This is a genomic window from Burkholderia sp. APQ4-4ca, from assembly GCF_057837105.1.
In genome coordinates this window covers 43,094-65,474 of record NZ_JBYQCG010000243.1, presented here as the reverse complement: position 1 = coordinate 65,474, position 22,381 = coordinate 43,094, and the positions used below count along the sequence as shown (strand labels likewise).

Genomic DNA, 22,381 nt, shown 5'->3' with positions numbered 1-22,381 from the left:
GATCGCCCATGTGCCATAGTCGGGTCAAGCCAAACGTGGTACTTTTCCGCCATGACACGCAAGACTGACGCTCGCGCTCGCGCGATTGCCACGGCCGAACGGCTGTTTCGCATCCAGGGCTACACCGCGACCGGACTGACCCAGATCCTCGAGGAAAGCGGTGCGCCCAAGGGGTCGTTCTACTTTCACTTTCCCCGCGGCAAGGCCCAGCTCGCGGAAGAAGCAATCGATCAGTACGTCACGAATCGAATGGCCGTCTTGCAGAACATCTCGGCCGAAACGACCGGTCATGCGCTGGATTTCGTGCGTCGGCTCTTCAGCACATTTGCAGCCGAAATGGTTGCCGCCGATTTCCAGTACGGGTGCCTGATGCAAAACCTGGCCAACGAACTGCCCGCGCTCGACGCCGAGCTGACCGAGCGGGTCGCGCGGGGGTTTGCCGATTCGACCGAGGTGATCGCGGCGCATTTCAGGGGGTGCGGTTTTGCTTCCGCGCGCGCATCCTCAGCCGCGGCCGCATTGGTCGCCGCGCTCGAAGGCGCCCGCACGATCGCGCGTCTGGAACGCTCGCCGGCCGTGTTCGACGCGCTGGCAGACGTCAGCAGCCAAGGATGGGGCGCCTCCGAGGGGTGATCCGCCCCGAGGTTCTCGTGACGCGTCGTGCCTTCCGCCGATCACGGGGACATTGTCCGGTGTCGTGAAGCCGCGCCGGTTCGGTATCAGCGCAATCACGAAACTGGAAACGCCTGAAAGCCACGAGATTTCCAGCCTCCGTCGCGAACGCCGAAGCCACGGATCAATGCGATGCCCCGAACAGTCGAATCACCACGCCGCGCAGCCACCGGTTGCCGGCCTCGTGGTGATAGCGTGCGTGCCAATGCTGCCGCACCGCGAAACCCTCGACTGGAATCGGGCACGCATGAACCGCCAGATCGTTGGCCTGGGCCAGCATCTCACCGATATGACGAGGTAGCGTCGTGATCAGGTCGGTCGTCTGAACGATCGCCCCCAACCCCAGAAAACCCGGCAATTCCAGCACCACGTCCCGCTCGATGCGCGCCTGCCGCAGCGCCTGTTCGAGGAGCTGCGCCCCCGTTCCCGCTGTAATCGCGACATGCCCCTCCGCGCGATACTGCTTGACCCCGAGCCGGCCGCGAATCCTCGGGTGATGCCGATTCACCAGACAAATCCAGTCCTGGTCATACAACTTCTGCTGGTAAATGCCGCCACCCAGCCACGGCACGTAGCCGATCGCGAGATCGGCTTCGCCGGATTCGAGCGCCCGCTCCGTATTGCCGTCGATCCGCGCGGCTTCCAGCCGGACGCCCGGCGCCTGCGCGCGGACATGGGCCAGCAGCCGCGGCAGCAGCGTGACGTGGCTCGCGTCCGTCATGCAGATGCGAAAGCGTCGCTGGGCGGTCGCGGGGTCGAACGCGATCTCCCACGCGGTGAAGCGCCGCAACGATTCGAGGATTTCCCGGCATGGCCCGATCAGCGCGTCGGCTTGCGGCGTCGGCGCCATGCCGCCGGGCGTGCGGATGAAAAGCGGATCGTGCAGGTGTTCCCGCAAGTGGCCGAGCCAGATGCTGACCGTCGGCTGGCTCTGGCCGAGTTGCTCGGCGACGCGCGTGACGCTGCGCACGTCGTACAGGAGATCGAATAGCTGAAGCAGCTTCAGGTCCGGCAGATCGGCGGGCATCGTCGCATTATTGTCCAGGGCAATGACGCCATTGTATCCATTGCATTGTCGACATGAGCGACGACTCCTATCGTGAGGCCATACGTCAAGGAGACACCATTGAAAATCGCGATTCTGGGAGCTGGCGCACTGGGCTGTGCGATCGGCGCCACCCTTACCGAAGGCGGTCACGAGACCTGGTTGATCGACCGCTCGCCCGCGCACGTCGATGCGATGCGCCGTGACGGCCTGCGGGTCGACGACGCGCACGGCACCCGGCAGGTACGCGTGCACGCGACGACGCAGGCTGCCGAAGTCGGCACGGCCGACGTGGTCGTGGTATTGGTCAAGTCGTTCCACACCGACGCGGCCATCCGCGGCGCCCTGTCGCTGGTCGGGCCCGATACCGTCGTGCTGTCGCTGCAGAACGGCCTCGGCCACGAGGACATCCTGAGCGATGCCGTCGGCCGCGAGCGCGTCCTCGCGGGCAAGACCTACGTCGGCGGCGTGCTGCGCGGCCCGGGTCATATCGAATCCGGCGTGATCGGCAAATACACCTACATCGGCGAACTCGACGGCCGCATCACGCCGCGCGTGCGGGCGATCGCCGCCGCGTTCGATGCCGCCGGCCTCGCGACGACGATCAGCGACAACATCGTCGGCACGATGTGGGACAAGCTGCTGGTGAATGTCGCGACCGGCGCGCTGACGGGCCTCACCGGCCTTACCTACGGGCAGCTCTACGACGAGCCGCTGCTGAAGGCGACGTCGCTCGCGGCGGTCGCCGAGGCGATCGCGGCGGCGCAGGCGGCCGGCGTGAAACTGTCGATGACCGATCCCGAACAGGCCTGGACGCTCGCCGCCGAGGGGCTGCCGGCCGCGTTCAAGACCTCGATGCTGCAAAGCCTCGAGAAAGGCTCGATCACCGAGATCGACTTCATCAACGGTTCGGTCGTGCGCTGCGGGCAGCGCTACGGCGTGCCGACCCCCGTCAATGCCACGCTCGTCGCCTGCATCAAGGGGCTGGAGCGCGCGATGGCCGATCGCCAACGCGAGGAGGCAGCCGCATGAGCGCCACGAAAGCCTATCTCGAACACGTTGCGATCTGGGTGAAGGACATCCACTGGCACATCCGTTTCTTCGAGGACGTGCTCGGCATGACGCTGCGCGAAGTGGACGGCACGCTCGACGCGCCGCGGCAGTACTGGACGCTCGGCGGCCTGCAGTTCATCCACGCGCCGGAACATGACGGCCCGGAAGGCCGGCTCGCCCATCTCGGCGTGATGTGCGAGGACCTGGAGGCCGCGCTGGCCGCGGCGCGGCGATTCGACGTGACGGAGATGCCGCAGGGGCGCAACTGGATTCGCCTGCCCGACGGGCTCGCCGTCGAACTGATTCAGGCCCGGCCGGCTTCCTGCGTCGCGCAGGCACTGGCCATCAATCCGCGCGCGGAGGCATGACCATGACGATCGTCGAGAAATACTGGGACGACGCCCGCGAAGGCGACACCTGCACGAGCCCGACCTATCGCGTGACCAAGGAGCGCATTCTCGCGTATGCCGACCTCACCGGCGACCATACGCCCGTTCACGTGGACGAGGAATACGCGAACGCCAGCCATTTCGGCTGCCTCGTCGCGCACGGCCTGTTCGGGCTGTCCGTGGCCGACGGCCTGAAGACCCAGAGCGACTATCGCTTCCTGCCGGGAATGTCGCTCGGCTGGACCTGGGATTTCCTGCTGCCGATCAAGGTCGGCGACGTGCTGCACGTGACGTTCCGCGTCGGCTCGATGCGGGCCAGCAAGAGCCGCCCGGACTGGGGCATCGTCGTGCTGCCGTCGGAACTGATCAATCAGGACGGGCAGGTCGTTCAACGCGGCGAACATCGGCTGATGGTGCCGCGCCGTCCGGAGGCACTGTGATGCAGGCACGTCCCCTCGAAGGCATTCGCGTCGTCGACTACAGTCATTTCCTCGCCGGCCCGTATGTCGGCCGCTGTCTCGCGGCGCTCGGCGCCGAAGTCATCAAGGTCGAGCGCCCCGGCGCCGGCGACGCCGGACGCCAGCACGCGACCGTGCTCGACGACCAGCAAAGCGGTTACTTCCTGCAGCTCAACATGGGCAAGCGCGGCGTGAGCGTGAACATGAAGGATGCGCGCGGCAAGGCGTTCATGCAGCGGCTGTGCGACTCCGCCGACGTTTTCATCGAGAACTATCGGCCCGGCGCGCTGGACAAGCTCGGGCTCGGCTATGAAGAACTGTCGGCGCGCAATCCGGGCCTCGTCTACTGCTCGATTTCGGCGTACGGCCACACCGGTCCCGATGCGCATCGCGCAGGCTTCGGGCTGATCGCCGAAGCGAAGAGCGGGATCATGCAGATGGTCGGCACGCCGGGCGAGCGCCCGCCGCTGCTGCGCATTTCGCTCGGCGACATGTACACCGGCATTCATGCGGTCGCGGCGATCAACGCCGCGCTGCTGGGGCGCGTGAAGAGCGGCCGCGGGCAGCACGTCGACATGGCGCTGTACGACACGCTGGTGTCGATGCACGAATACGCGGTGCAGTGCTACACGCTGAAGGGCGTGCTGCCCGAACAGACCGGGCACGACATGCCGACGTCGACCCTCTATGGCGTGTTCCGCGCCGCGGATGGCGATCTCGTGATCGCCGCGCAGGTGGACGACGCGTGGAAGCGCTTCGCCGCGCTGATCGAGACGCACGGCGGCCCGGCGGGCTTCGGCGCCGACACGCGGTTTCACGACAGCACCGGGCGCAACGCGCACCGTACGGAGATCCTGTCGGTGGTCGAGCCGTGGGTGGCCGCGCGTTCCGTCGCGTCGGTACTGGACCTGCTGGACGGCATCGACGTTCCGTGCGCGAAGGTACAGCGCATCGACGAGGTGTTGAACGATCCGCAGATCCAGGCCCGAGGCATGGTCGTCGAGCAGCAGCATCCGCGCTACGGCACGCTGCGCCTGCCCAACCTGCCGTTCCGGTTTTCCGATTGCGATACGACGATTCGCGAAGTCGCGCCCGATCTCGGGCAGCACAACGCGGAAGTCGCACGCTCTCTCGGGTTCGATGCGGCCGAAATCGACGCGATGCAGGCAGACGGTGTCCTCTATTCGAAAGCGAGCCAATGATGACTGATCAATACGCGGTGATCGGCAATCCGATCGGACATACGAAATCCCCGCTGATTCACGGCCTCTTCGCGCAAGAGACGAAGCAGGACCTCCGCTATACCGCGATCGAGGGCCCGCTCGAGCCGGCAGGCGCTTTTGCTGCCACGGTGCGTGCGTTTTTCGAGGGCGGCGGCAAGGGCATCAACGTCACCGCGCCGTTCAAGCTCGACGCGTTCGCGATGTCGGACGAACGCAGCGAGCGTGCGCAGCTCGCGGGCGCGGCCAACGCGCTCAAGTTCGACGGCGGCCGCATCCTGGCGGACAACTTCGACGGCATCGGACTGGTTCGCGACATCGAAGCGAACCTCAATCTGCCGATGGCCGGCAAGCGCGTGCTGGTGCTCGGTGCGGGCGGCGCGGCGCGCGGCGCGCTGTTGCCGTTCCTCGAAGCCGGCCCGGCGGAACTCGTAATCGCGAATCGCGACGTCGACAAGGCGCGCGCACTGGCCGCGCAGGTCGCGGGGCGCGGCCCGCTCGTGGCCGGCAGCTACGCGGACCTCGCGCGGATGGGACGTTTCGACCTGGTCGTCAATGCGACCTCGGCCAGTTTGACCGGCGACCTGCCGCCTGTGCCGCCGAGCGTGTTCAGTCCGAAGGGAACCGCCTACGAACTCGCCTATGGCAAGCGGCTCACGCCGTTTCTCCGGCTCGCGAAAAACGCCGGCGTGCACGGGATCGCGGACGGTGTCGGCATGCTGGTCGAGCAGGCGGCCGAGGCGTTCGCATGGTGGCGCGGCGTGCGCCCCGCGACCAGTTCGGTGATCGACCGGCTGGCCGTGCCGTTCGACTGAACACGCGATGGATCGGCATGCAGGCGATCCCGATGCGCGACAGCGTCGAGCGCGACAAGAGCGGCAGGCGCGATCGGATAGACTCGACGCGTCCATACGAACGCGCCGCGCCGAGCGCCGTTGTCTTGCCGCCGCCCTCCTCCCACGCCCGAGACCGTGCCGAACACCGTCATGCCGGACACCACGCGCCCCGCACGCCTGAACTTCGCGCTCATGTTGCCGCTGCTGCTGGCGGCCCAGCCGGTGGCGACCGACAGTTACCTGCCGGCGCTGCCTGAAATCGCCGCGACGCTGGGCTCCGCGAGCGTCAGCCTCACCGTTTTCGCGCTGATATTCGGTGTCGGACAGTTGCCGATGGGCGGTCTTTCCGACCGAATCGGCCGTCGTCCCGTCTTGTTGACCGGTCTGGCGCTCTATGCGCTGAGTGCATTGGCGGCAGCACTTGCGTCAACGGCCGCGATACTGGTGGCGGCGCGGGCGATGCAGGGCTTCGCCATGGCCGCGATCCTGGTATGCGCCCGTGCGACGGTGCGCGACCGGTATTCGGCGGGCGACGGCCCGTACGTGATGGCGCGCGGTTTCATGGGAATGGGGATGATGGCGTTCCTCGCCCCGATCGTCGGTGCCTATGTCACGCAGCACGCCGGCTGGCGATGGGTACTCGCGGGGATGAGCCTCTATGCGTTCGGCTTGCTGGTCATGTGCTGGTACGGCTTCGAGGAAAGCGCCGCCAGAATCGCGCCGCGCCGGAACTCGACCGGGGACGTGCGCGAGATATTCGGCAATGCCCCGTTCAGGGTATGGACGCTGCTGGCCGCGTCGACGTACGCCGGCATGTTCTGTTTTCTGCTGCTTTCTCCGACGATCTACATCCGGCAGCTCGGCATCTCGCCCGAGCGATACGGCTGGATCCCGGCGAGCGGGACGCTCGTCTATGTCCTGAGTACCTTTGGTTGCCGGCAGTTGCTGCGACGTCAAAGCATGCTGCGAACGGTGCGCCAAGGCGCGACGTTGAGCCTTTCAGGGGCGGTGATCCAGGCATTGGGGTGTGCGCTCTTTCCCGGCAGCATCTGGCCGCTGCTCGTCGGGCATGGCGTGTATTGCCTCGGCCACGGGATCCATCAGCCGTGCGGGCAGGCTGGCGCGGTCAGCGGGCTGCCTCATCTTGCCGGCCGCGCGGTATCGTGGTCCGGCTTCATCATGATGTTCTTCGCTTTCAGCGTGGGTCAGACGGCGGCGGTTTTCACCGAACCGCGCTATCAGTCGGGTGCGTGGCCGATGGTGGCGCCAATGCTCGTCGTGGGCGTCACGCTGGTCATGATCGCGTTTGCGTGGTTGCCGAAAATTGGTGGCGCGAATTTGGGGGTGGCAGCGGTTCCGGCGCGGGCGGTGGATGGGCGGTGAGTTGCGGCGGGCAACGACGGCTCGGCGGTCAGTGCGATCGCCCCGTTCTTTCCGAACCCGTCATTCGTGTTAGCGTAATCCTCTCCCTACCGTTCCGGTTTCCGCCATGGCTTATCGACTGCACATCGAACATGATCCGTCCATCTCGCTGGATGAATGGCGGGCTGCCATCCGTGGCGATGAAGGCGAGGTCTACCGTGCCGGGTAGGCGAGTCAAGGCAAGGTGCGTACCAATCCGGTGACGCCGCACTACATCACCCCGCAACCGTTTCCAGCGGCAATACTTGGGCAGACGTGCGCGCTGTCGTCGATGGTTCAGACTCGTGAACAAAGCGGCGAATGACCGTCGCTTCCTGGCCGAAATGAGGCGACGCCCTGCCCCCGGGTTCCCGCTGGCCGCCTCGATCGATTGAGTGATCGTTCGAATCCGTCGCGGGTGGCGGCTGCTGGCCGGGCCTCTTGCGGCTTCGTACGGCGCATCCTCTTCCGGCTCGAATGCGAGTACACAGGAAGCGACGGTCTGCTACGAAGTCACCCAGGGCGGCCTTGAGATCAACCTGACCCATAGCGGAAAATCCGTCGTGACATGCTCGATCACGGCCAATCGCTACGGGGTCGCAGCGCAGTCCATGACCGTACAGGCCGGACGGTCGGTACAGGTTCCGTGGCCCCTCGCGGCCAGCAAGCGGGTACGACATGGGCATCACGTGCGACGCCGATGCACGCTTTCTGCGCCAGTTTGCCGGATATGTCGAGACCGGCGCCCCCGGCATGACGGATCCGTCCATGGCCTGAGTCACATCGACGGATGTCGGCCCCAAACGGGGAAGCCCGCCCTTCCCGGCCATCAGCCGATCGTTTGCGCGAACGACTTCAAATACTTCATGCCCGTGTCGCACATGATCGTCACGATCGTGGCGTCCGGGCCGAGCCGTTCGGCGAGTCGCAAGGCGCCGGTTACGTTGGCGCCGGTCGACGTACCGCAGAACAGCCCCTCCTCTGCGGCCAGCCGGAACGCCATGGCTCTCGCGTCGTCCGTGGAGACGCGCTCGAGCTCATCGGCGATGCCGTCCCGCCAGAGCGGCACGACATAGCCCGCGCCGATTCCGTCGATCTTGTGCGCCCCGGTCGGCCCACCCGACAGCACCGCCGATTCGGCCGGCTCGACCCCGGCGATCCGGATGCGTGCGTCATGCTCGCGCAAGCGCCGCGAAATCCCGCGCAGCGACGCAGCCGTGCCGACGCTCTGGACGAAACCGTCGAGACGGCCGCCGGTCTGCTCCCAGATCTCGTCGGCCATCTTCGTATAGGCGTCGAGCTGATCGGTGTTTTCCATCTGCGCGGTGATGTATGCGCCCGTCTCGCCGGCAATCCGATGCGCTTCGCGAATCATGTCCTTCGTCAGTTTCTCGGTTTGCTTGCCGCCGTCGCTCGGGACGAGCGTCAGCTTCGCGCCAAGCAGGCGCATGTGATCGAGCTTCTCCTTCGAGAACGCATCCGATGAAATCACTTCGACAGGAAAACCACTATCCGTCTGACCGAAAATCCGATGCATGGGCGGGCGCGGCGCAAGCGCGCCACGCGTCGCCCACCGCATTCAATCAGACCGTACGCGACACCAGCTCGCCCAGAACCGCGTCCAGCGCGACACGACCGCGCAAGATTTCGTCAGGACCGCTTTCGAAATCGATCCAGCCTTCGTTGAAGCCGTCCAGCATGCGCATGCGCGAGATCGGATGCTTCATGCCCTGCGCGCGAAACAGCGCTTCCCACGTTCGCCGGTCGACGGCTTCCGCGCGCACGTCCCGGCCCAAAACACGAGCGAAGGCCTGCGCGAGATCGTTGGGGCTCACGCGCCGCGGGCCTTCGAGCTCGACGACACGCACCCCGCTCCACGTCTGCTGGAGCAGTTCCGCCGCGACGCGGCCCACGTCCGCGGTGGCGACCATCGGCACGGGCTTGTCGAGCGGCTGCAGGTAACTGGCGACGACGCCCGCGTCGCGCGCGGACGCGACGTCCCACGCGGCGTTCTCCATGAACCAGCCGGGCCGCAGGAACGTCACCGGCATCGGCATCCCGCGCAACGCCTGCTCCATCAGCGCGAGTTGCGTGAGCAGATTGGGCTCGTCGGCCTGCGCGCCGATCGTCGACAGGCACACGACCTTTTCGGGGCGCGCCTTCAGCAGCGCGGCGGATACGGCCTCGATCACCTTCCGCGTTTCGGGAAACCCGGGCGCCGGATCGAACACAGGCGGCAGCAGGATGAAAACGCCCGTCGCGCCGTCGAACGCGGCGGCGAGCGACGAAGGGTCTTCCATGAACGCGGTCGCGATCTCGCACCCGCGCTCCGCCCACGCCGCTGCCCGCGTCGCATCGCGCGCCACCGCGCGCACCGACCGCCCCGAAGCCAACAGTTCGCGCGCCAGTGCGCCGCCGACCTGGCCGGTGATTCCGGTGATTGCATACATTGTTCGTTCTCCATGTGTGAATACGTGGGTCGCATTCTGGGCAAACGCCGACCAAAACAAAACGACATGGATGGCATCAGATAAGTGACAACGCGTCATCAATTCGGCATGATCGACACGGACGCCCGGCATGGCTACGCTGTGCGGCGTTGGCGTGCCGGCCTTCAGTGCGCCGCACGATCCGCCACCCGTATTCACTCGAACCTCCATGAGATCCAGTAGCGAGAAGCTGTCCGGCAGCATCAGCGTGTTCGCCGCCGTCGTCGATGCCGGCACGTTCTCGGCGGCCGCCGACGTCATCGGCATGACGCCGCCGGGCGTCAGTCGGGCGATTGCACGGCTGGAAAGAAAGCTGAACATCCGGCTTTTCAACCGAACGACGCGATCGGTGTCGCTGACGGAAGAAGGCCGCCGCTTTTACGAGCAGGTCATGCCCCATCTCGCCGGGCTGGAGGAAGCCGCGGCGGCGGCGGCGAGCGGCGTCTCCGCCGTGCGCGGCAAGCTGAGAATCAATCTGGATCCGGTCGTCTACCGGGCCATTCTCGGGCCGCGGCTCGATGCGTTCATGGACGCGCATCCCGAACTCGAAATCGAACTCATCGCGCGAGACAGCCTGGGCGATCTCGTGATGGACGGCTTCGACCTCGCCGTGCGATTCGGCGAACCGCGGGCATCCAGCCTGATCGCGAGAAAGCTCCTCGATACCGGCGTCGTGACGGTCGCGGCGCCCTCGTACATCGCGCGCCTGGGACGGCCGGCCCAGCCCCAGGACCTCGAAAACCGCAGCCACCGCTGCCTGGAATTTCGCAATCCGGAGACGGGCAAGCCGTTCACGTGGGAATTCCATCGGCGACGCAAACGCATCGTGGTCGACACCTGCGGACGCCTGACGGTCAACGATCCGGGCGCGCTGCTCAATGCGTGCCTCGCCGGTTCCGGCATTGCGCAGATGCTGCTGCTCGGCGCCGAGCCGCTGATCGCCGACGGCCGGCTGATCAACCTCTTTCCCGAATGGGCCGACGAGCGGTATCCGTTATACGCGTACTACCCGTCCCGGCATCACGTGCCGGCGAAAACCCGCGCGTTCCTGGATTTCATGGTCGAACTGACGGGCAGTCACGGGGGCCGCGGCGCGCGCTAGTGTTGTTCCGGCGGCGCCCACGGAACCTTGCTTCGGCATGCGCGGCGACGATTTTCTTCGAGGCCGACGCTCTCGCCGTTGGCGAAGCCATGCCGAGCCGTACCGGGAGCGCCACCGCTTCGCTAGCGATTGTCGGCACGCAATGCGCGCACGCCTCGGCCGAGCCTGCGACGCAACAACGCCCGCAACGTCGCCGAATCCGCGTAGCCCACCTCGCTCGCGATCGTCTCCAGGTCGTACCCCATCGACACGAGGTTCTGCGCCCGTTCGATTCGGAGATCCTGGAAGAACGCCAAGGGCGACTTCCCGAGCACCGCCTCGGTACGGCGCTGCAACGTGCGTGGTCCGACGGCGAGCGCGGCTGCCGCGGTCTGAAACGAGAAACCGAGGGAAAGATTCTCGCGGGCCCAGCGCTCGAATCGCGCGATCAATGGATCGGCGTGTGCGAGGTAATCCGGAATGATGTATTCGGCCTGCGACGAACGCTTGTCGATCAGCATGAAGCGGGCCACGAGCGTGGCCAGCTCGGGACTGGCCTGACGCAGCAACCACAGCGCAAGGTCGAGATGGCCCATCGCCGATCCTGCCGTGACCACGCGATCCGCGGCGACGACCATGCGCGAATCGTTCAGACCGACTGGTCGAGACGTTGATGGCGTTGTTCGCGAGCGACCACGCGCCGGACCCGCACGACGTCGCCGACGCCATCGTGCAACTCGTCGGGCGAGCGCAGGGCACGCGGCCCGCACGTTGGGTCGTCGGTCAGTCATTCGGCGCCGACGCGCTCAACGCTCAAGCCGCGGCGATCCAGGCGCAGACACTGGAGAGCCTCGGGCTGGCGCATCTCGCCGAGCCGCAAGGACGGCCCGCGGCGGCTTGAAGATACGTTCGCGGTAGAACCCCACGCCGGTCCGACACGCTGCACCACCGTCCGCTTCGCGTCGGCGGATGGTCGCAAACCCGTCGAAGGTCAATGGCCGCCGATGGCCGGCAACCACCAGTCGATCCCGGCGTCGCTTCACCGCCGAGCACGATCCGCGGCACCACGACAGCAGGCCCCCACACGCTCCTGCATGCACTAAAACCGATCGACGCGAACGCGTCTACGACGTCGCGTCGATCCCCCAAACTCAGATCTGCTGCTGGCCGCCATCGACGAACAATTCGATGCCGTTCACGAAACTCGCGTCGTCGGACGCCAGGAACAGCGCCGCGCTTGCGATCTCGCCCGGCTCGCCGAGGCGCCCCATCGGAATCTGCGCGGCCAGATAATCGGCCAGCCCCTGCCGCTGAGCCGCATCGTCACCGGCGAGATCGAGCAGGCCCGGCGTGCGGGTCGCGCCCGGGCTGATCGTGTTCACGCGGATGCGGCGTTCCTTGAGGTCGAGAATCCAGCTGCGCGCAAACGCACGCACCGCCGCCTTCGAAGCCGAGTACACGCTGAACGCCGCGGTACCCGCGCTACCCGCCGTCGAGCCCGTGAGAATCACCGATGCGCCATCGGCGAGCAGCGGCAGCGCCTTCTGCACGGTGAACAGCACGCCCTTGACGTTGCGATCGAAGGTGTCGTCGTAGTGCGCTTCGGTGATGCTGCCCAGCGGCAGCATCGAACCGCCGCCTGCGTTCACGAACAGCACGTCCAGGCGCCCCTGCTCTTCCTTGATTTGCGCATACAGCGCGTCGAGTTCGTCAAGCTTCGTGGAATCGGAACGCACGCCGGTCGCGTTGCCGCCGGCCGCGCGAATCCCTTCCACGGCCGCATCGAGTTCGGCCTGTCGGCGGCCCGTCAGATAGACGTGCGCTCCGTCGGCCGCGAAGCGTTGGGCGGTGGCCAGGCCGATGCCGCTGGTTGCGCCAGTGACGAGTGCGATCTTGTTGTCGAGTTTGCGTGCCATGGTATTGCTCCTTTCGTTGGATCAGTGTGTGTTTCGGTCGGATGTGACGTGCTGCGATGTGAGGAGAATATCGACGGCCCGATCATTTCGAAATAGAATCAATCGCAAACAAACGTTGCATAAATGCAAAGATGAAAGGAAATGGCGCACCTACCTGATTTCGAAGGGCTCGCGATGTTCGCGAAAGTGGCCGAGCACGGGTCGTTTGCCGCCGCGGCGCGCGCGACCGGGGTGTCGGTCGCCACCGTCTCGCGCGGCGTGGCGCGTCTGGAGGAGCGGCTCGGCGCGCGGCTGTTCAACCGCACGTCGCGCCACCTGTCGCTGACCGAGTTCGGCCGGACGATCAGCGAGAAAGCCGGCGAGATCTATCGCCAGGCCGAGGAGGCGGAAAGCTCGGCGCGCGAAATGTCGGTGCAGCCGCGCGGGCTGGTGCGGCTGGCCGTGCCGATGTCGTTCGGGCTGCGTTGGGTCGCGCCGCTGCTGCCGGGCTTCTTTCGCGCGTATCCGGAAGTGTCGATCGACCTGCATTTATCGGATGCGTCGGTCGATCTGATCGCCGACGGATTCGACGCGGCGTTGCGGATCGCCGCGCTGCCGGATTCGTCGCTGGTCGCGCGTCGGCTGTGCGCGGTCACGCAATTCGTGGTGGCGGCGCCGGCATATCTAACGCGCGAAGGGCGCCCCACGCATCCGAGCGAGCTGGCCGATCGCCCTTGTCTGTCGTACGCGTATCGCGCGCGGAGTGCCGTCTGGCGCTTCACGAACGACGCAGGCGACGAGGAGCCGGTCATGCCGACGGGCCCGCTGCGCGTCACCAACGCCGATGCGCTGTTGCCGACGCTGCTCGATGGCCTGGCGATCGCCGAGCTGCCGGAGTTCATCGCCTACGAATATCTGGCCGATGGCCGTCTTGAAGCGATCCTCACCGACTGGTCGCTGACCCAGGGCGGCCTTTATTTCGTTACGCCGTCGGCGCGGGCACGGCCCGCGAAGGTGACGGCGTTATCCGACTACTTCGCCGAACATCTGGGTGATCCAGTGTGGCGATGGCCAAAGTAACGTTCCGGTGGATGGTCGAGTCGAACACCGCTGCCCCATCACGACCCTGTCATCCGATGCCGGACACGTCCGACGCCCGAACGGCGACGCACGGGCATGCCCCCTCATGGCAAGTGTCGGCCTACCCTGCGTGCAAGACGGCCGGATCGATCTCGCGCGCGGTCAGCCCGAATCTCGCCATGCGAGCGCGATGGTCCGGCGAGCCGAGATAGGCACGAAGTCCCCGATCGAACGCGTCGAGAAGACTGAGGTTTTCCCGGCTGAACGAAAACGCGCCCAGCGGGGGCGTCCGCTGTTCGCCGTCGACATCCGACTCGTGCGCGACGGCCTCGATCAGCGCGCCGCCTATCCGGCCCGCCACGATTCGATTCCCCAACGCGGTGCTCGCATAGGCGTCGATCACGCCGGAGAGCACGGCCGCGATCGCGTCGGCCTGCTGTTCGAAGACGACGATTTGCCGCCGGCTCACGCCCGACGCCATCGCGGAATCATGCTGGACCTGCCCGGCAATGATGCCGAGGCGCGCATCGGGACGTTCGGCGATCGACGCATAGCTCCTGAGCGCCTTCGGGTTGCCGGGGCGAACCAGAAAACCGTCTTCGATGCCCCACACCGGCACGCTGAACGCGACGGTATGGGCTCGCTGCGGCGTCACGAAGAGCGGCACGTTCATGTCCCAGCGACCTGATGCGACGCCGGGCAGCAATTCGCCGAACGTCGTCGCGCAATACTCGATCCGGGTGACGCCGATCTGCCGGAGGATCATCGTCGCGAGTTCGAGATCGGCGCCGGTAGCGGTGCCCTCCGCTTCGGTCCAGCCGAATGGCGGTTCTTCGATGTACGCAATCGTCACCTTCATCGCTTTCTCTCGCAAGCCGAAGAATCGATCAGGAATTCGTCAGCTTACCGTGGGAAGTCGAGGTCCACTAAGCGTGGACAAAATTAATCCGGGTGTAAGCCGGTTGGCGACATCATTTTGGTGCAAGCGTCAGTGAAGTCGTCCACTTGAGCACCGGAAATCCGGTACGACATGATCGTCGCGAAGCCGCCGCTGCGCACCGTCGAGGCGCTGAAGGGCAAGAAGGTCGACGTCGAGCTCGGCCTCGTCGATCATCTGCTGCTCGAAACCGCGTTGCAGAAGCATGGGCTCAAGGACGGCGACGTCACCCTCGTGAATGCGAATACCAACGAGCTGCCGCAGGTGCTCGGTTCGTCGGCCGACATCGCGGCGGTGGCTGCGTGGCAACCGAATGCGGGCGAGGCGTTGAAGCGCGCGCCGGGCGCATGCGCGATCTTTACGTCGGCCGATGCGCCGGGGTTGATCTACGATGCGATCACCGTCGCGCCGGCGAGCCTCGCCGCGCGCCGCGCCGACTGGGCGAAGGTGGTCAAGGTTTGGTATCGCTGCGTCGCATACATCAACGATCCGAAGACGCAGGCCGATGCGGTCAAGATCATGTCGGCGCGCGTCGGGCTCGCGCCGGCGCAGTACCTGCCGCTGCTGAAGGGCACGCACCTGCTCGATGAAGCGGCCGCGAAGCGTGCGTTCCGCAAGGGCGACGGGCTCAATTCGATCTACGGCTCGGCGCGCAATACGCGAGCCGTTGCCGGCTCGGAAAGAAGGTGGCGTCGATGACCGTAGCCAAGAGCAGACGTCCTGGTAGAGCAACCTCGGATGCGGCCGGGGCGCATGCCGTCTTTCCCGTTCGCAATGGGATTGGGTTATGACTTATCGCCGATAAAAAATAAATCGCGGCTTCGTACTCGGGATTTTAATGGATGGTGAGTAAAAAAGACCAGGCATCGAACACGCGAAGATTGGCAACCTCGCCGGCCATCGAAAGTAATTGCAAACCACGGCCATGGGTGCGCAATTGTCACTGGCGATATCTATATATCAGAAAGCAAGCCAATGCGATAATGCTGTAAGCGACCGTGAATGCCGTGACGAACGTTGCGAACTGCCCATTTGGCGTATGGAAAAAGAAGTGTATGGCCACCGCAGTGAAAACCGATGCATGAAATCCCAACAATATGCTGCACACTCGGCGTTCCGTAAGGCTGGTGTTTGTGGATTTCACTGGAAACCTCATTTTAAAAATTTTTGGCAAGCCATGTGCGCGCACACTTCCTACCATGCGATTTTCACCGAAATGATCCGAAAATTTTTTCCAAAGAAATCTTGATTTTTGTAAATTCTTGCCAATCGATATCGAAGCGCTCTGGAGGCAGGTTGGAAAAAGCAGGCGATACGCCTGAAGATGTCCCAATTGAACCGTCCCGGATGTGGCGGCGGCACGTATTCTCGATAGTGGTTTTCGAAAAGGTTGCTGGACAGGCTGGAGGGTATTCCAGCGGATCAGGCGCACCTCAGTTTGAGGAATGCGCCATGAACATCGGCACGGCGCCCAAACGAATGTGGAGGCGGCGGAAATGATGTAGTCGGGCATACGCACGCTCAACGACCCAGCACGTGTCCGTTGCTCCGTAACTCAGTGCACGAATTCCCATCGGACGTATGAGAAAAATGGACGAAATCGCCGCCGCGGCCCTGTTTCTTGCGTCAGATGAGAGCAGCTTCATGACCGGCAGCGAATTGTTCGCCGATGGCGGGTATGCGCCGGTCTAGCGCACGCGCGACGCCGGCCGCGGGCCACTCCCCTTTCACCCGCCTTTCGGCAACCGCACCGCAAAAACGGTTTCCGCCTGATCGGACCGAGCGTCAATCCGGCCGCGATGCGCCTTGGCGATTTCGTTGGCGATAAACAGCCCGAGCCCCAGGCCAGCATCGTCGCCCGTCCTTCGCGACCGATCCTCCTCCCCGCGCTCGAGCGGATCGAAAATGCGGTCGAGCGTGCGCGGATCGATCGCCGGCCCGCTGTTGCCGACCTCGACGACCACTTCGGCGCCGGTCGCCGCGGCCATCACCCGCACCGGCGCATCGTGGGCGCCGTACTTGACGGCATTGCTCACCAGATTGCTCAGCAACTGCTGCATTCGCTGGTCGTCCCACTCACCCTGGAGATCCCCACGCATATCGACGGTAATTTCGCGATCCGGATGAGCGGCCCGCAACTCGTCCACCACATTGACGAGCACGTGCGCGAGATCGATATCGCGAGGAACGACGTTGATGCCCAGCCCGAGCTGGGTTCGATTGAAATCGCAGAGATCATCGAGAAGGCCCTGCATGCGACTACCGCTTCTGATCAGCCGAGCGGCAGCCACCGACACCTCCTCACCCGCATTGAGCGCGCCAAGATACGACGCCGTGAGCTGGATCGTCTGCAGCGGCGTGCGCATGTCGTGGCTCAGCATGCCGAGAAACAGGTTACGAGCCCGTTCGACCTGTTCGGTAAAAAAAGCGATGGATTCCGCCAGCGCTTGATCGATCGCTTCGTTGAATCGAATCATGTCGTCCATATCGGGCGGGCACGGCTGACACGCGTCGATCCACAGGCGCAGCACGCTGGCACGCAACGCCCGATACTCGGCCGCCAACTGGTTGATGTCGAAGCCCCGTCTGGCGCGCAGAACGGCATGCGTCTGGGCGGCCGTCTCGCGCGCGTTCTCCGGCTCGCGTGCGCGCCCCAGCGATTTTTCGTGTTGCGCTTCCCTCGTCTGCGGGGTCGCGATGTCCTTGGCGGCGGCGATCAGGATCTCGCGCGCGTGGTCGCGTAGCGCGTGCGAGGTCATATGCCTCGCGGCCGGCAACAGCGTGGCAGCAAACGCTTCCCACTGCACCAGGATCGGTTCCATGTTCCGTACGATGAAATCAGAAAGACGCATGTCGCCCCTCACAACGGAATGAACGGTGGATGCTTCTGTCGAACCGCACGATATCACGTGAATAAGGGCATTAGCCGACGACTGGATCGTCACCGTCGTCATTTCCGGCTGCACGGGCGACGAACGGCCAGCGGCCAGGCCTGGCGGGCCGGACGATTCCCGATGGATGTGATCGTGAAAAACAGCAAGCCGATGCCAGGTAAACAAGCGGCAATGAAGTCCGGGACCCAGGCCGCCATTGTCTTTCAAGGGCCGAAACGGGCTTCGATTCTCACGCCCGTCACGTTGGGCGGCCAGTATCGCCGATAATCGATCCGCGTCATTCCCATTCGGCAGCGCGCCACCTTTCGATTGCCGCGACACCGGCAGCATGAACCTTGCGTCGCGCCCGTTCGACTTCCATTCGACGGTGGGATCGGCCGCCTCTTCCCGTCACGGCCGGCCGCCGGCACGAGATTGAACATGCCCAGGAAAAAATCCAGCCTCTGGTTGCGGCATCTCGAACTGTTTTCCGCGGCGGCCGGTGCACGTCCGAAGAAGCGCGCCGGCAAGCCGCGGCCGGCCGCCAAAAATACCGTCGCCAAGCCCAAGCTCACTCGACGGCCCGCCAAACCGGCCGCCCCCGCCCGCGCCGCCGAACGGACAGGTTCCGCACGCGCCCCGTCGGCCCGGCCGCCCGGCACCTGGCTCCGCTCGTTTCATTCGGCCGGCCCGAGCGCCGGCCGGCTCGTGAACCATCTTGCGTACGCGCTGTATCTTCCGGCCGCACCGGCGACAACCGCGGGCATGCCGGCCGTCGTCATGCTGCACGGCTGCAAGCAGACCGCCGAATCGTTCGCCGCGGGCACGCGCATGTGCCGCCTCGCGGAGCGGGCGGGGTTCGCCGTGCTGTTTCCCGAACAGGCCAAGACGGCCCACGCGCACCGGTGCTGGCATTGGCATGGCGATGCGACCCAGTCCGAAGCCGCGTCCGTCGCGTCGCTGGTCGACGCCATCGTCCAGCGCCACGGCTTCGATCGCGACCGGATCTACGTGGCCGGCATGTCAGCCGGCGCCGGGCTCGCCGCGACGCTGGCGCTCCGGTATCCCGACCGCTTCGCGGCCGTCGGCCTGCACTCCGGGCCGGCCATCGCGCCGCCGTCGTCGACGATGGCCGCGATGAACCTGATGCGCCGCGGCATCCGCGACGATCCGATCCACGCGCTCGATGCGTGCGCCGACGTCGCGTCCTATCCCGGCATGCCGGCCTTCGTCATCCATGGCCGGCTCGATACGGTCGTGACCGACCGGAACGCGACGCAGCTCGGCATCGCGTTCGCGCGGCTCAACCGGCTCATCAACGAACACGGTGCGATCCGCGTCGGCGAGCAACGCAGCTACGCGCACGACGATGCGGACTACGTCGACTATCTGAAGGGTGGACGGCTGGTCGTCAGGGTATGCGTCGTTCGCGGGCTGCCGCATGCATGGAGCGGCGGCGATCCGGGCGAGCCGTTCCATTCCGCCACCGGCCCGGACGCGACCGCGATGTTCTGGCATTTCTTTCGCCGTCAGCGCCGCAAGCGAGTGGCGTGACGCGCGACGCTCGCTCCGGTCCCCATCGCGTCGTCATGCCCGCTGCTCCAGCGCCGCCGCGTTCGCGCGGTCGCCGGCACGCCGAACCGGCAACCGTATCCGGAAGGTCGTGCCGCGTCCCGGCTCGCTGGTCACGTCGATGGTGCCGCGATGGCGCTCGACGATGCCGTGCGACACCGACAGCCCGAGCCCCGTGCCCTGCCCGACCGGCTTCGTGGTGAAGAACGGATCGAAGATCCGCCGGACGACGTCGGGCGTCATGCCGGCGCCGGTGTCGCTGATCGCGATCGATACCTGATCACCGTCGCTCGACGTGCGGATCGTGATCACGCCGCGCTCCGGAATCGCCTGCGCCGCGTTGACCAGCAGGTTCATGAAAACCTGGTTCAACTGCGACGGCAAGCATTCGACGTGCGGGACGTCGCCGTAATCGCGCACGACGTCGGCCTTGTACTTGAGTTCGTTGTGGACGACGTTGAGCGTGCTCTCGAGGCCCGCATGGAGATCGACCACGCTCCATTCGTCGCTGGCCGGGCGCGAGAAATCGCGCAAATCCTGCACGATGCGCCGCACGCGCAGCGCGCCGTCGATCGATTCGTCGATCAGCATCGCGATCTCGTCGCGGACGTAGTCGAGATCCGCGGCACGGTGCACGGCCGCCAGCGCGTCGCGGGTGGCCGGATCGAGCCGCGGCAGCGCGGCTTCATGCGCGGCGACCACCTCAAGCAGGCTGCGCACCCACGTCTTCAACGTATTGAGGTTGGCGCTGACGAAGCCGATCGGATTGTTGATCTCGTGCGCGACGCCGGCCGCGAGCTGGCCGATCGACGCGAGCTTTTCCGACTGCAGCAATTGCTCGTGCGTTTCCTCGAGCGCATGCAGCAGGCGCCGCTGCTCGTCCTTCTCCTGTTCGAGCAGCGCGTGCGCGGCCTTGCGTTCGTCGATCTCGGTCGCCATGTTCTCGCGCGTGCGCTGCAGCATCTGCGTCGTCTGCTCGTAGCGATGCAGCGCGCGTTCGAGTTCGCCGGTTCGCAACCGCACGAGCCGTTCGAGCGTATCGGTCATCCCGCGCAGGAACGTTGTGCGCGCATCGAAACGGCACACCAGCAGCGTGACCACCAGCGTCGCCATCGTGAACAACGCGACCGTCGTCGCGAGCCATGGCGCGTCGACGCCGTTCGCGGCGCCGCACCGGGCATCCGGCGCGAAATGCGCGGCCGCCATCGCCGTGTAGTGCATGCCGGTAATCGCGATGCCCATGATGACGGCCGCACCGATGCGCTGCGCGCTCGCGTAGCGGGCCTGCTGCATGCGCAACGCCTGCGCGATCCACAGCGCGGCCGTCGACGCGATCACCGCGATGCCGATCGACGCCGCGAACAGCCACGCATCGTAGCGAATGCCCGGCGCCATGTGCATCGCGGCCATTCCCGTGTAGTGCATGCCGGCGATCCCGCCGCCCATCAGCACGCCGCCCACGCACAGCCGCCGCCAGCCCAGCCGTGCGCGCGTGACGACGTTCAGCGCGAAATACGATACGAGCACCGCGATCGCGAGCGAGGCGCCGGTTTCCTGCCACGCATAGCCGAGCGGCACCGGCAACGAAAACGCGAGCATGCCGACGAAATGCATCGACCAGATGCCGGTGCCCATCGCGGCCGCGCCGCCGCCCAGCCAGGCGCGCTTCAACTTCGGATTGTCGAGCAGCGAAATGAATGCGGCGAGGTCGAGCGTCGTATAGGAGGCCAGCGTCGCGATCGCGAGCGACAGCAGGACGAGCGGAAGGTTGTAGATGCCATGCATGATCGGACGCCCGGAACCGGTTGATTGCATCGCCGCGGTGCGGGCGGTCGCACGCACCGCGGCCATCAGGCCGCCGTTCGACGTCAGCCCGGCGGCGCGCCTGCGTGGGGGGCATGCGCCTGCCCGGCCGGGTGAGCCAGCACGAGAATGTCGAACGGCGTGCCCTCCCGCGTTTCGAAGCGGCGTACGAGCTCGATCTGGTGCGCGGACATCACGCTGCCTTTCGTCATCAACAACACGCCGCGATGCGTGCGCAGATCGTCGGCGAGCTCCATCCCTTCGCGCAGTTGAGCCGACCGGATTTCCGCGACGGACGCCGCGATGCCGAGACTCTCGGGATCCCGCATCAACTCGACGAAGCCTGCGACCAGTTGCGGGTCGTAACGCACGCCTGCTTGCGAGTGCAACACGTCGATCGCGTGCTCGATCGAATGCGGCGCTCCGATTTCGCCGTGGCGCAGCCCTTCGAAATCGCGTGCGATCGCGACGATCCGCGACCCGACCGGGATCGCGTCGCCGACCAGACCGTCCGGCGTGCCGCGGCCGTTGAAGCGCTCGTACTGGTGCAGCACGATCGAGGCGACCTTGTGCAACTGGGCGACCGGCGTCAGCACCATCTGCGCGCGCAGCGGATGCTCCTGGAACACGCGGTGCTCGTCCGTCGTCATCCGCGTGAGCGGCTTGTGCAGCAATTCGTCCGGCAGCGACAGCTTGCCGATGCCGTGCAGCAGCCCCGCGAAATAGACGTCCTGCGCATGCAGTTCGCTCATCCCGGCGGCGAGCGCGAGCCGGCGCGCGATCTCGCCGACGCGCATCGCATGCCCGCTCGCGGCCCCGCAGCGCAGCTCGATCATGCTCGCGCATACCTGAACCATCGCGGTGAAGCTGCTTTTCAGGTCGCGCTGCGCCGCTTCGAGGAACATCACCGTCTGGCCGAGCTCCTCCGTGCGCGCGCGAACCTGCGTTTCGAGATCCGTATTGAAACGGCGCAGCGCTTCGTTCTGCGCTTCCGTCAGCGCCGCCAGCCGGGCCGCTTCGCGGCGCAGACGGCGCTGCTCCAGCGCCTGCTCGACGGTCAGCAGCAGGTCGTGATCGTCCCACGGCTTGTTCAGGTAGCGATACACGCCGCCTTCGTTGACGGCCTGCATGACCGACGCGATCTCCGCATAGCCGGTCAGCAGAATGCGCATCGTGTCCGGGTAGAGCCCGCGAGCGCGCGCCAGGAATTCCGCGCCGCTCATGTGCGGCATCCGCATGTCGGACACGATCAGGTCGATTTCCGTCGACGCCAGGATCTCGAGCGCGGCCTCGCCGCTGTCGGCGGTCGCGATGTCGTAGCCGGTGGGCCGGAACACGCGCCTGAGCGCGGACAGTACGTTCGGTTCGTCGTCGACCAGCAGGATCGACGGTAAGCGGGCCGCTTCGCCGGCTGCGGCTGCCGTGTCGGGCGTTTCGGGCGGCACGGCATTCACGCCGTTTGTTGCAGATGTCGTCATAATCGGCCTCGGATCAATTATTCACGCCCTCTCTGCAACATCGGCCGATGCCGCGTCTTCCACATTGGTGAAAACGCTAATGCTCGCGTGTCGATTTCA

21 protein-coding genes and 3 pseudogenes are annotated in these 22,381 nt (G+C 65.7%); 14 read left to right on the top strand and 10 right to left on the bottom strand.

All coding sequences use genetic code 11. From position 1 onward, the window contains the following. The first annotated feature begins 51 nt into the window (after positions 1 to 51). Positions 52 to 633 carry a TetR/AcrR family transcriptional regulator gene (locus AC3IFE_RS32765; RefSeq protein ID WP_301737056.1) on the top strand — a complete coding sequence of 194 codons (582 nt, stop codon included), beginning with the start codon at positions 52 to 54 and terminating at the stop codon, positions 631 to 633. A 163-nt stretch (positions 634 to 796) separates the two neighbouring features. Here the strand turns inward: AC3IFE_RS32765 and AC3IFE_RS32760 are convergent, their stop codons facing one another. Further along, positions 797 to 1,717, bottom strand: a complete 921-nt coding sequence (locus tag AC3IFE_RS32760) for a LysR family transcriptional regulator (protein WP_089471724.1) — start codon at positions 1,715 to 1,717, stop codon at positions 797 to 799. A gap of 81 nt (positions 1,718 to 1,798) precedes the next feature. Between AC3IFE_RS32760 and AC3IFE_RS32755 the strand changes: the two genes are divergently transcribed. From AC3IFE_RS32755 to AC3IFE_RS32725, 7 genes and pseudogenes are all read left to right on the top strand, one after another. After that, positions 1,799 to 2,749: a ketopantoate reductase family protein gene (locus tag AC3IFE_RS32755; protein WP_489194470.1), complete on the top strand. Its 951-nt coding sequence runs from the start codon at positions 1,799 to 1,801 to the stop codon at positions 2,747 to 2,749. Continuing rightward, positions 2,746 to 3,138, top strand: coding sequence for a VOC family protein (locus AC3IFE_RS32750; RefSeq protein WP_089471456.1), 393 nt, complete (start codon positions 2,746 to 2,748; stop codon positions 3,136 to 3,138). The genes AC3IFE_RS32755 and AC3IFE_RS32750 overlap by 4 nt, the downstream gene beginning before the upstream one ends. A 2-nt stretch (positions 3,139 to 3,140) precedes the next feature. Next, positions 3,141 to 3,599: a MaoC family dehydratase gene (locus tag AC3IFE_RS32745; RefSeq protein WP_089471457.1), complete on the top strand. Its 459-nt coding sequence runs from the start codon at positions 3,141 to 3,143 to the stop codon at positions 3,597 to 3,599. Beyond that, entirely contained in the window at positions 3,599 to 4,819 is a 1,221-nt protein-coding gene (locus AC3IFE_RS32740) for a CaiB/BaiF CoA transferase family protein (RefSeq protein WP_301737058.1), read from the top strand. The genes AC3IFE_RS32745 and AC3IFE_RS32740 overlap by 1 nt, the downstream gene beginning before the upstream one ends. Continuing rightward, positions 4,819 to 5,652 (top strand): shikimate dehydrogenase, encoded by an 834-nt coding sequence (gene aroE, locus AC3IFE_RS32735; RefSeq protein WP_301737232.1) that lies wholly within the window; start codon positions 4,819 to 4,821, stop codon positions 5,650 to 5,652. Before AC3IFE_RS32740 ends, aroE begins: the two co-directional genes overlap by 1 nt. A gap of 171 nt (positions 5,653 to 5,823) precedes the next feature. Further along, the gene (locus AC3IFE_RS32730) at positions 5,824 to 7,056 is read left to right on the top strand and encodes an MFS transporter (RefSeq protein WP_301737059.1); all 1,233 of its coding nucleotides are present in this window, start codon (positions 5,824 to 5,826) and stop codon (positions 7,054 to 7,056) included. Between the two features lie 413 nt (positions 7,057 to 7,469). Continuing rightward, positions 7,470 to 7,682, top strand: a pseudogene (locus AC3IFE_RS32725) (hypothetical protein); the annotation flags it as partial. Positions 7,683 to 7,903: 221 nt separating this feature from the next. Here the strand turns inward: AC3IFE_RS32725 and AC3IFE_RS32720 are convergent. Together AC3IFE_RS32720 and AC3IFE_RS32715 are read right to left on the bottom strand one after the other, a co-directional pair. Beyond that, positions 7,904 to 8,611, bottom strand: coding sequence for a PLP-dependent cysteine synthase family protein (locus AC3IFE_RS32720; RefSeq protein WP_489194466.1), 708 nt, complete (start codon positions 8,609 to 8,611; stop codon positions 7,904 to 7,906). A gap of 46 nt (positions 8,612 to 8,657) precedes the next feature. Beyond that, complete coding sequence (locus tag AC3IFE_RS32715) at positions 8,658 to 9,524, bottom strand: NmrA family NAD(P)-binding protein (RefSeq protein ID WP_489194464.1); 867 nt, start codon at positions 9,522 to 9,524, stop codon at positions 8,658 to 8,660. 208 nt (positions 9,525 to 9,732) lie between these two features. Here AC3IFE_RS32715 and AC3IFE_RS32710 point away from each other — a divergent pair, with 208 nt between their 5' ends. Further along, positions 9,733 to 10,665: a LysR family transcriptional regulator gene (locus tag AC3IFE_RS32710; RefSeq protein ID WP_489194698.1), complete on the top strand. Its 933-nt coding sequence runs from the start codon at positions 9,733 to 9,735 to the stop codon at positions 10,663 to 10,665. A gap of 122 nt (positions 10,666 to 10,787) precedes the next feature. Here AC3IFE_RS32710 and AC3IFE_RS32705 read toward each other — a convergent pair. Continuing rightward, positions 10,788 to 11,303 (bottom strand): annotated as a pseudogene (locus tag AC3IFE_RS32705) (helix-turn-helix domain-containing protein); the annotation flags it as partial. A 14-nt stretch (positions 11,304 to 11,317) separates the two neighbouring features. Between AC3IFE_RS32705 and AC3IFE_RS32700 the strand changes: the two are divergent. After that, positions 11,318 to 11,545: a hypothetical protein gene (locus AC3IFE_RS32700; protein ID WP_489194707.1), complete on the top strand. Its 228-nt coding sequence runs from the start codon at positions 11,318 to 11,320 to the stop codon at positions 11,543 to 11,545. Between the two features lie 250 nt (positions 11,546 to 11,795). Here the strand turns inward: AC3IFE_RS32700 and AC3IFE_RS32695 are convergent, their stop codons facing one another. Then, positions 11,796 to 12,560 carry an SDR family NAD(P)-dependent oxidoreductase gene (locus tag AC3IFE_RS32695; protein WP_089471462.1) on the bottom strand — a complete coding sequence of 255 codons (765 nt, stop codon included), beginning with the start codon at positions 12,558 to 12,560 and terminating at the stop codon, positions 11,796 to 11,798. 141 nt (positions 12,561 to 12,701) lie between these two features. On the opposite strand from AC3IFE_RS32695, the gene AC3IFE_RS32690 reads away from it, so the two are divergent. After that, positions 12,702 to 13,619 (top strand): LysR family transcriptional regulator, encoded by a 918-nt coding sequence (locus AC3IFE_RS32690; protein ID WP_489194461.1) that lies wholly within the window; start codon positions 12,702 to 12,704, stop codon positions 13,617 to 13,619. 121 nt (positions 13,620 to 13,740) lie between these two features. Here AC3IFE_RS32690 and AC3IFE_RS32685 read toward each other — a convergent pair whose 3' ends face one another. After that, positions 13,741 to 14,478, bottom strand: coding sequence for a transporter substrate-binding domain-containing protein (locus AC3IFE_RS32685; protein ID WP_489194459.1), 738 nt, complete (start codon positions 14,476 to 14,478; stop codon positions 13,741 to 13,743). A gap of 168 nt (positions 14,479 to 14,646) precedes the next feature. Between AC3IFE_RS32685 and AC3IFE_RS32680 the strand changes: the two are divergent. Beyond that, positions 14,647 to 15,222 (top strand): annotated as a pseudogene (locus tag AC3IFE_RS32680) (ABC transporter substrate-binding protein); the annotation flags it as partial. A gap of 274 nt (positions 15,223 to 15,496) precedes the next feature. On the opposite strand, the gene AC3IFE_RS32675 reads toward AC3IFE_RS32680, so the two are convergent. Continuing rightward, complete coding sequence (locus tag AC3IFE_RS32675; protein WP_489194457.1) at positions 15,497 to 16,069, bottom strand: hypothetical protein; 573 nt, start codon at positions 16,067 to 16,069, stop codon at positions 15,497 to 15,499. A gap of 53 nt (positions 16,070 to 16,122) precedes the next feature. Between AC3IFE_RS32675 and AC3IFE_RS32670 the strand changes: the two genes are divergently transcribed. Then, positions 16,123 to 16,248, top strand: coding sequence for an SDR family oxidoreductase (locus AC3IFE_RS32670; RefSeq protein WP_489194696.1), 126 nt, complete (start codon positions 16,123 to 16,125; stop codon positions 16,246 to 16,248). A gap of 35 nt (positions 16,249 to 16,283) precedes the next feature. Here AC3IFE_RS32670 and AC3IFE_RS32665 read toward each other — a convergent pair whose 3' ends face one another. Then, positions 16,284 to 17,408, bottom strand: a complete 1,125-nt coding sequence (locus AC3IFE_RS32665) for a sensor histidine kinase (protein WP_089471726.1) — start codon at positions 17,406 to 17,408, stop codon at positions 16,284 to 16,286. 462 nt (positions 17,409 to 17,870) lie between these two features. On the opposite strand from AC3IFE_RS32665, the gene AC3IFE_RS32660 reads away from it, so the two are divergent. After that, on the top strand, positions 17,871 to 18,983 hold the full coding sequence (locus tag AC3IFE_RS32660) for an extracellular catalytic domain type 1 short-chain-length polyhydroxyalkanoate depolymerase (RefSeq protein WP_489194455.1): 1,113 nt from the start codon (positions 17,871 to 17,873) through the stop codon (positions 18,981 to 18,983). A gap of 33 nt (positions 18,984 to 19,016) precedes the next feature. On the opposite strand, the gene AC3IFE_RS32655 is transcribed toward AC3IFE_RS32660, so the two are convergent. Then, positions 19,017 to 20,786 (bottom strand): histidine kinase, encoded by a 1,770-nt coding sequence (locus AC3IFE_RS32655; protein WP_489194453.1) that lies wholly within the window; start codon positions 20,784 to 20,786, stop codon positions 19,017 to 19,019. Between the two features lie 83 nt (positions 20,787 to 20,869). Then, complete coding sequence (gene nosR, locus AC3IFE_RS32650; RefSeq protein ID WP_489194451.1) at positions 20,870 to 22,282, bottom strand: response regulator c-di-GMP phosphodiesterase, NosR family; 1,413 nt, start codon at positions 22,280 to 22,282, stop codon at positions 20,870 to 20,872. Positions 22,283 to 22,381: the final 99 nt, after the last annotated feature.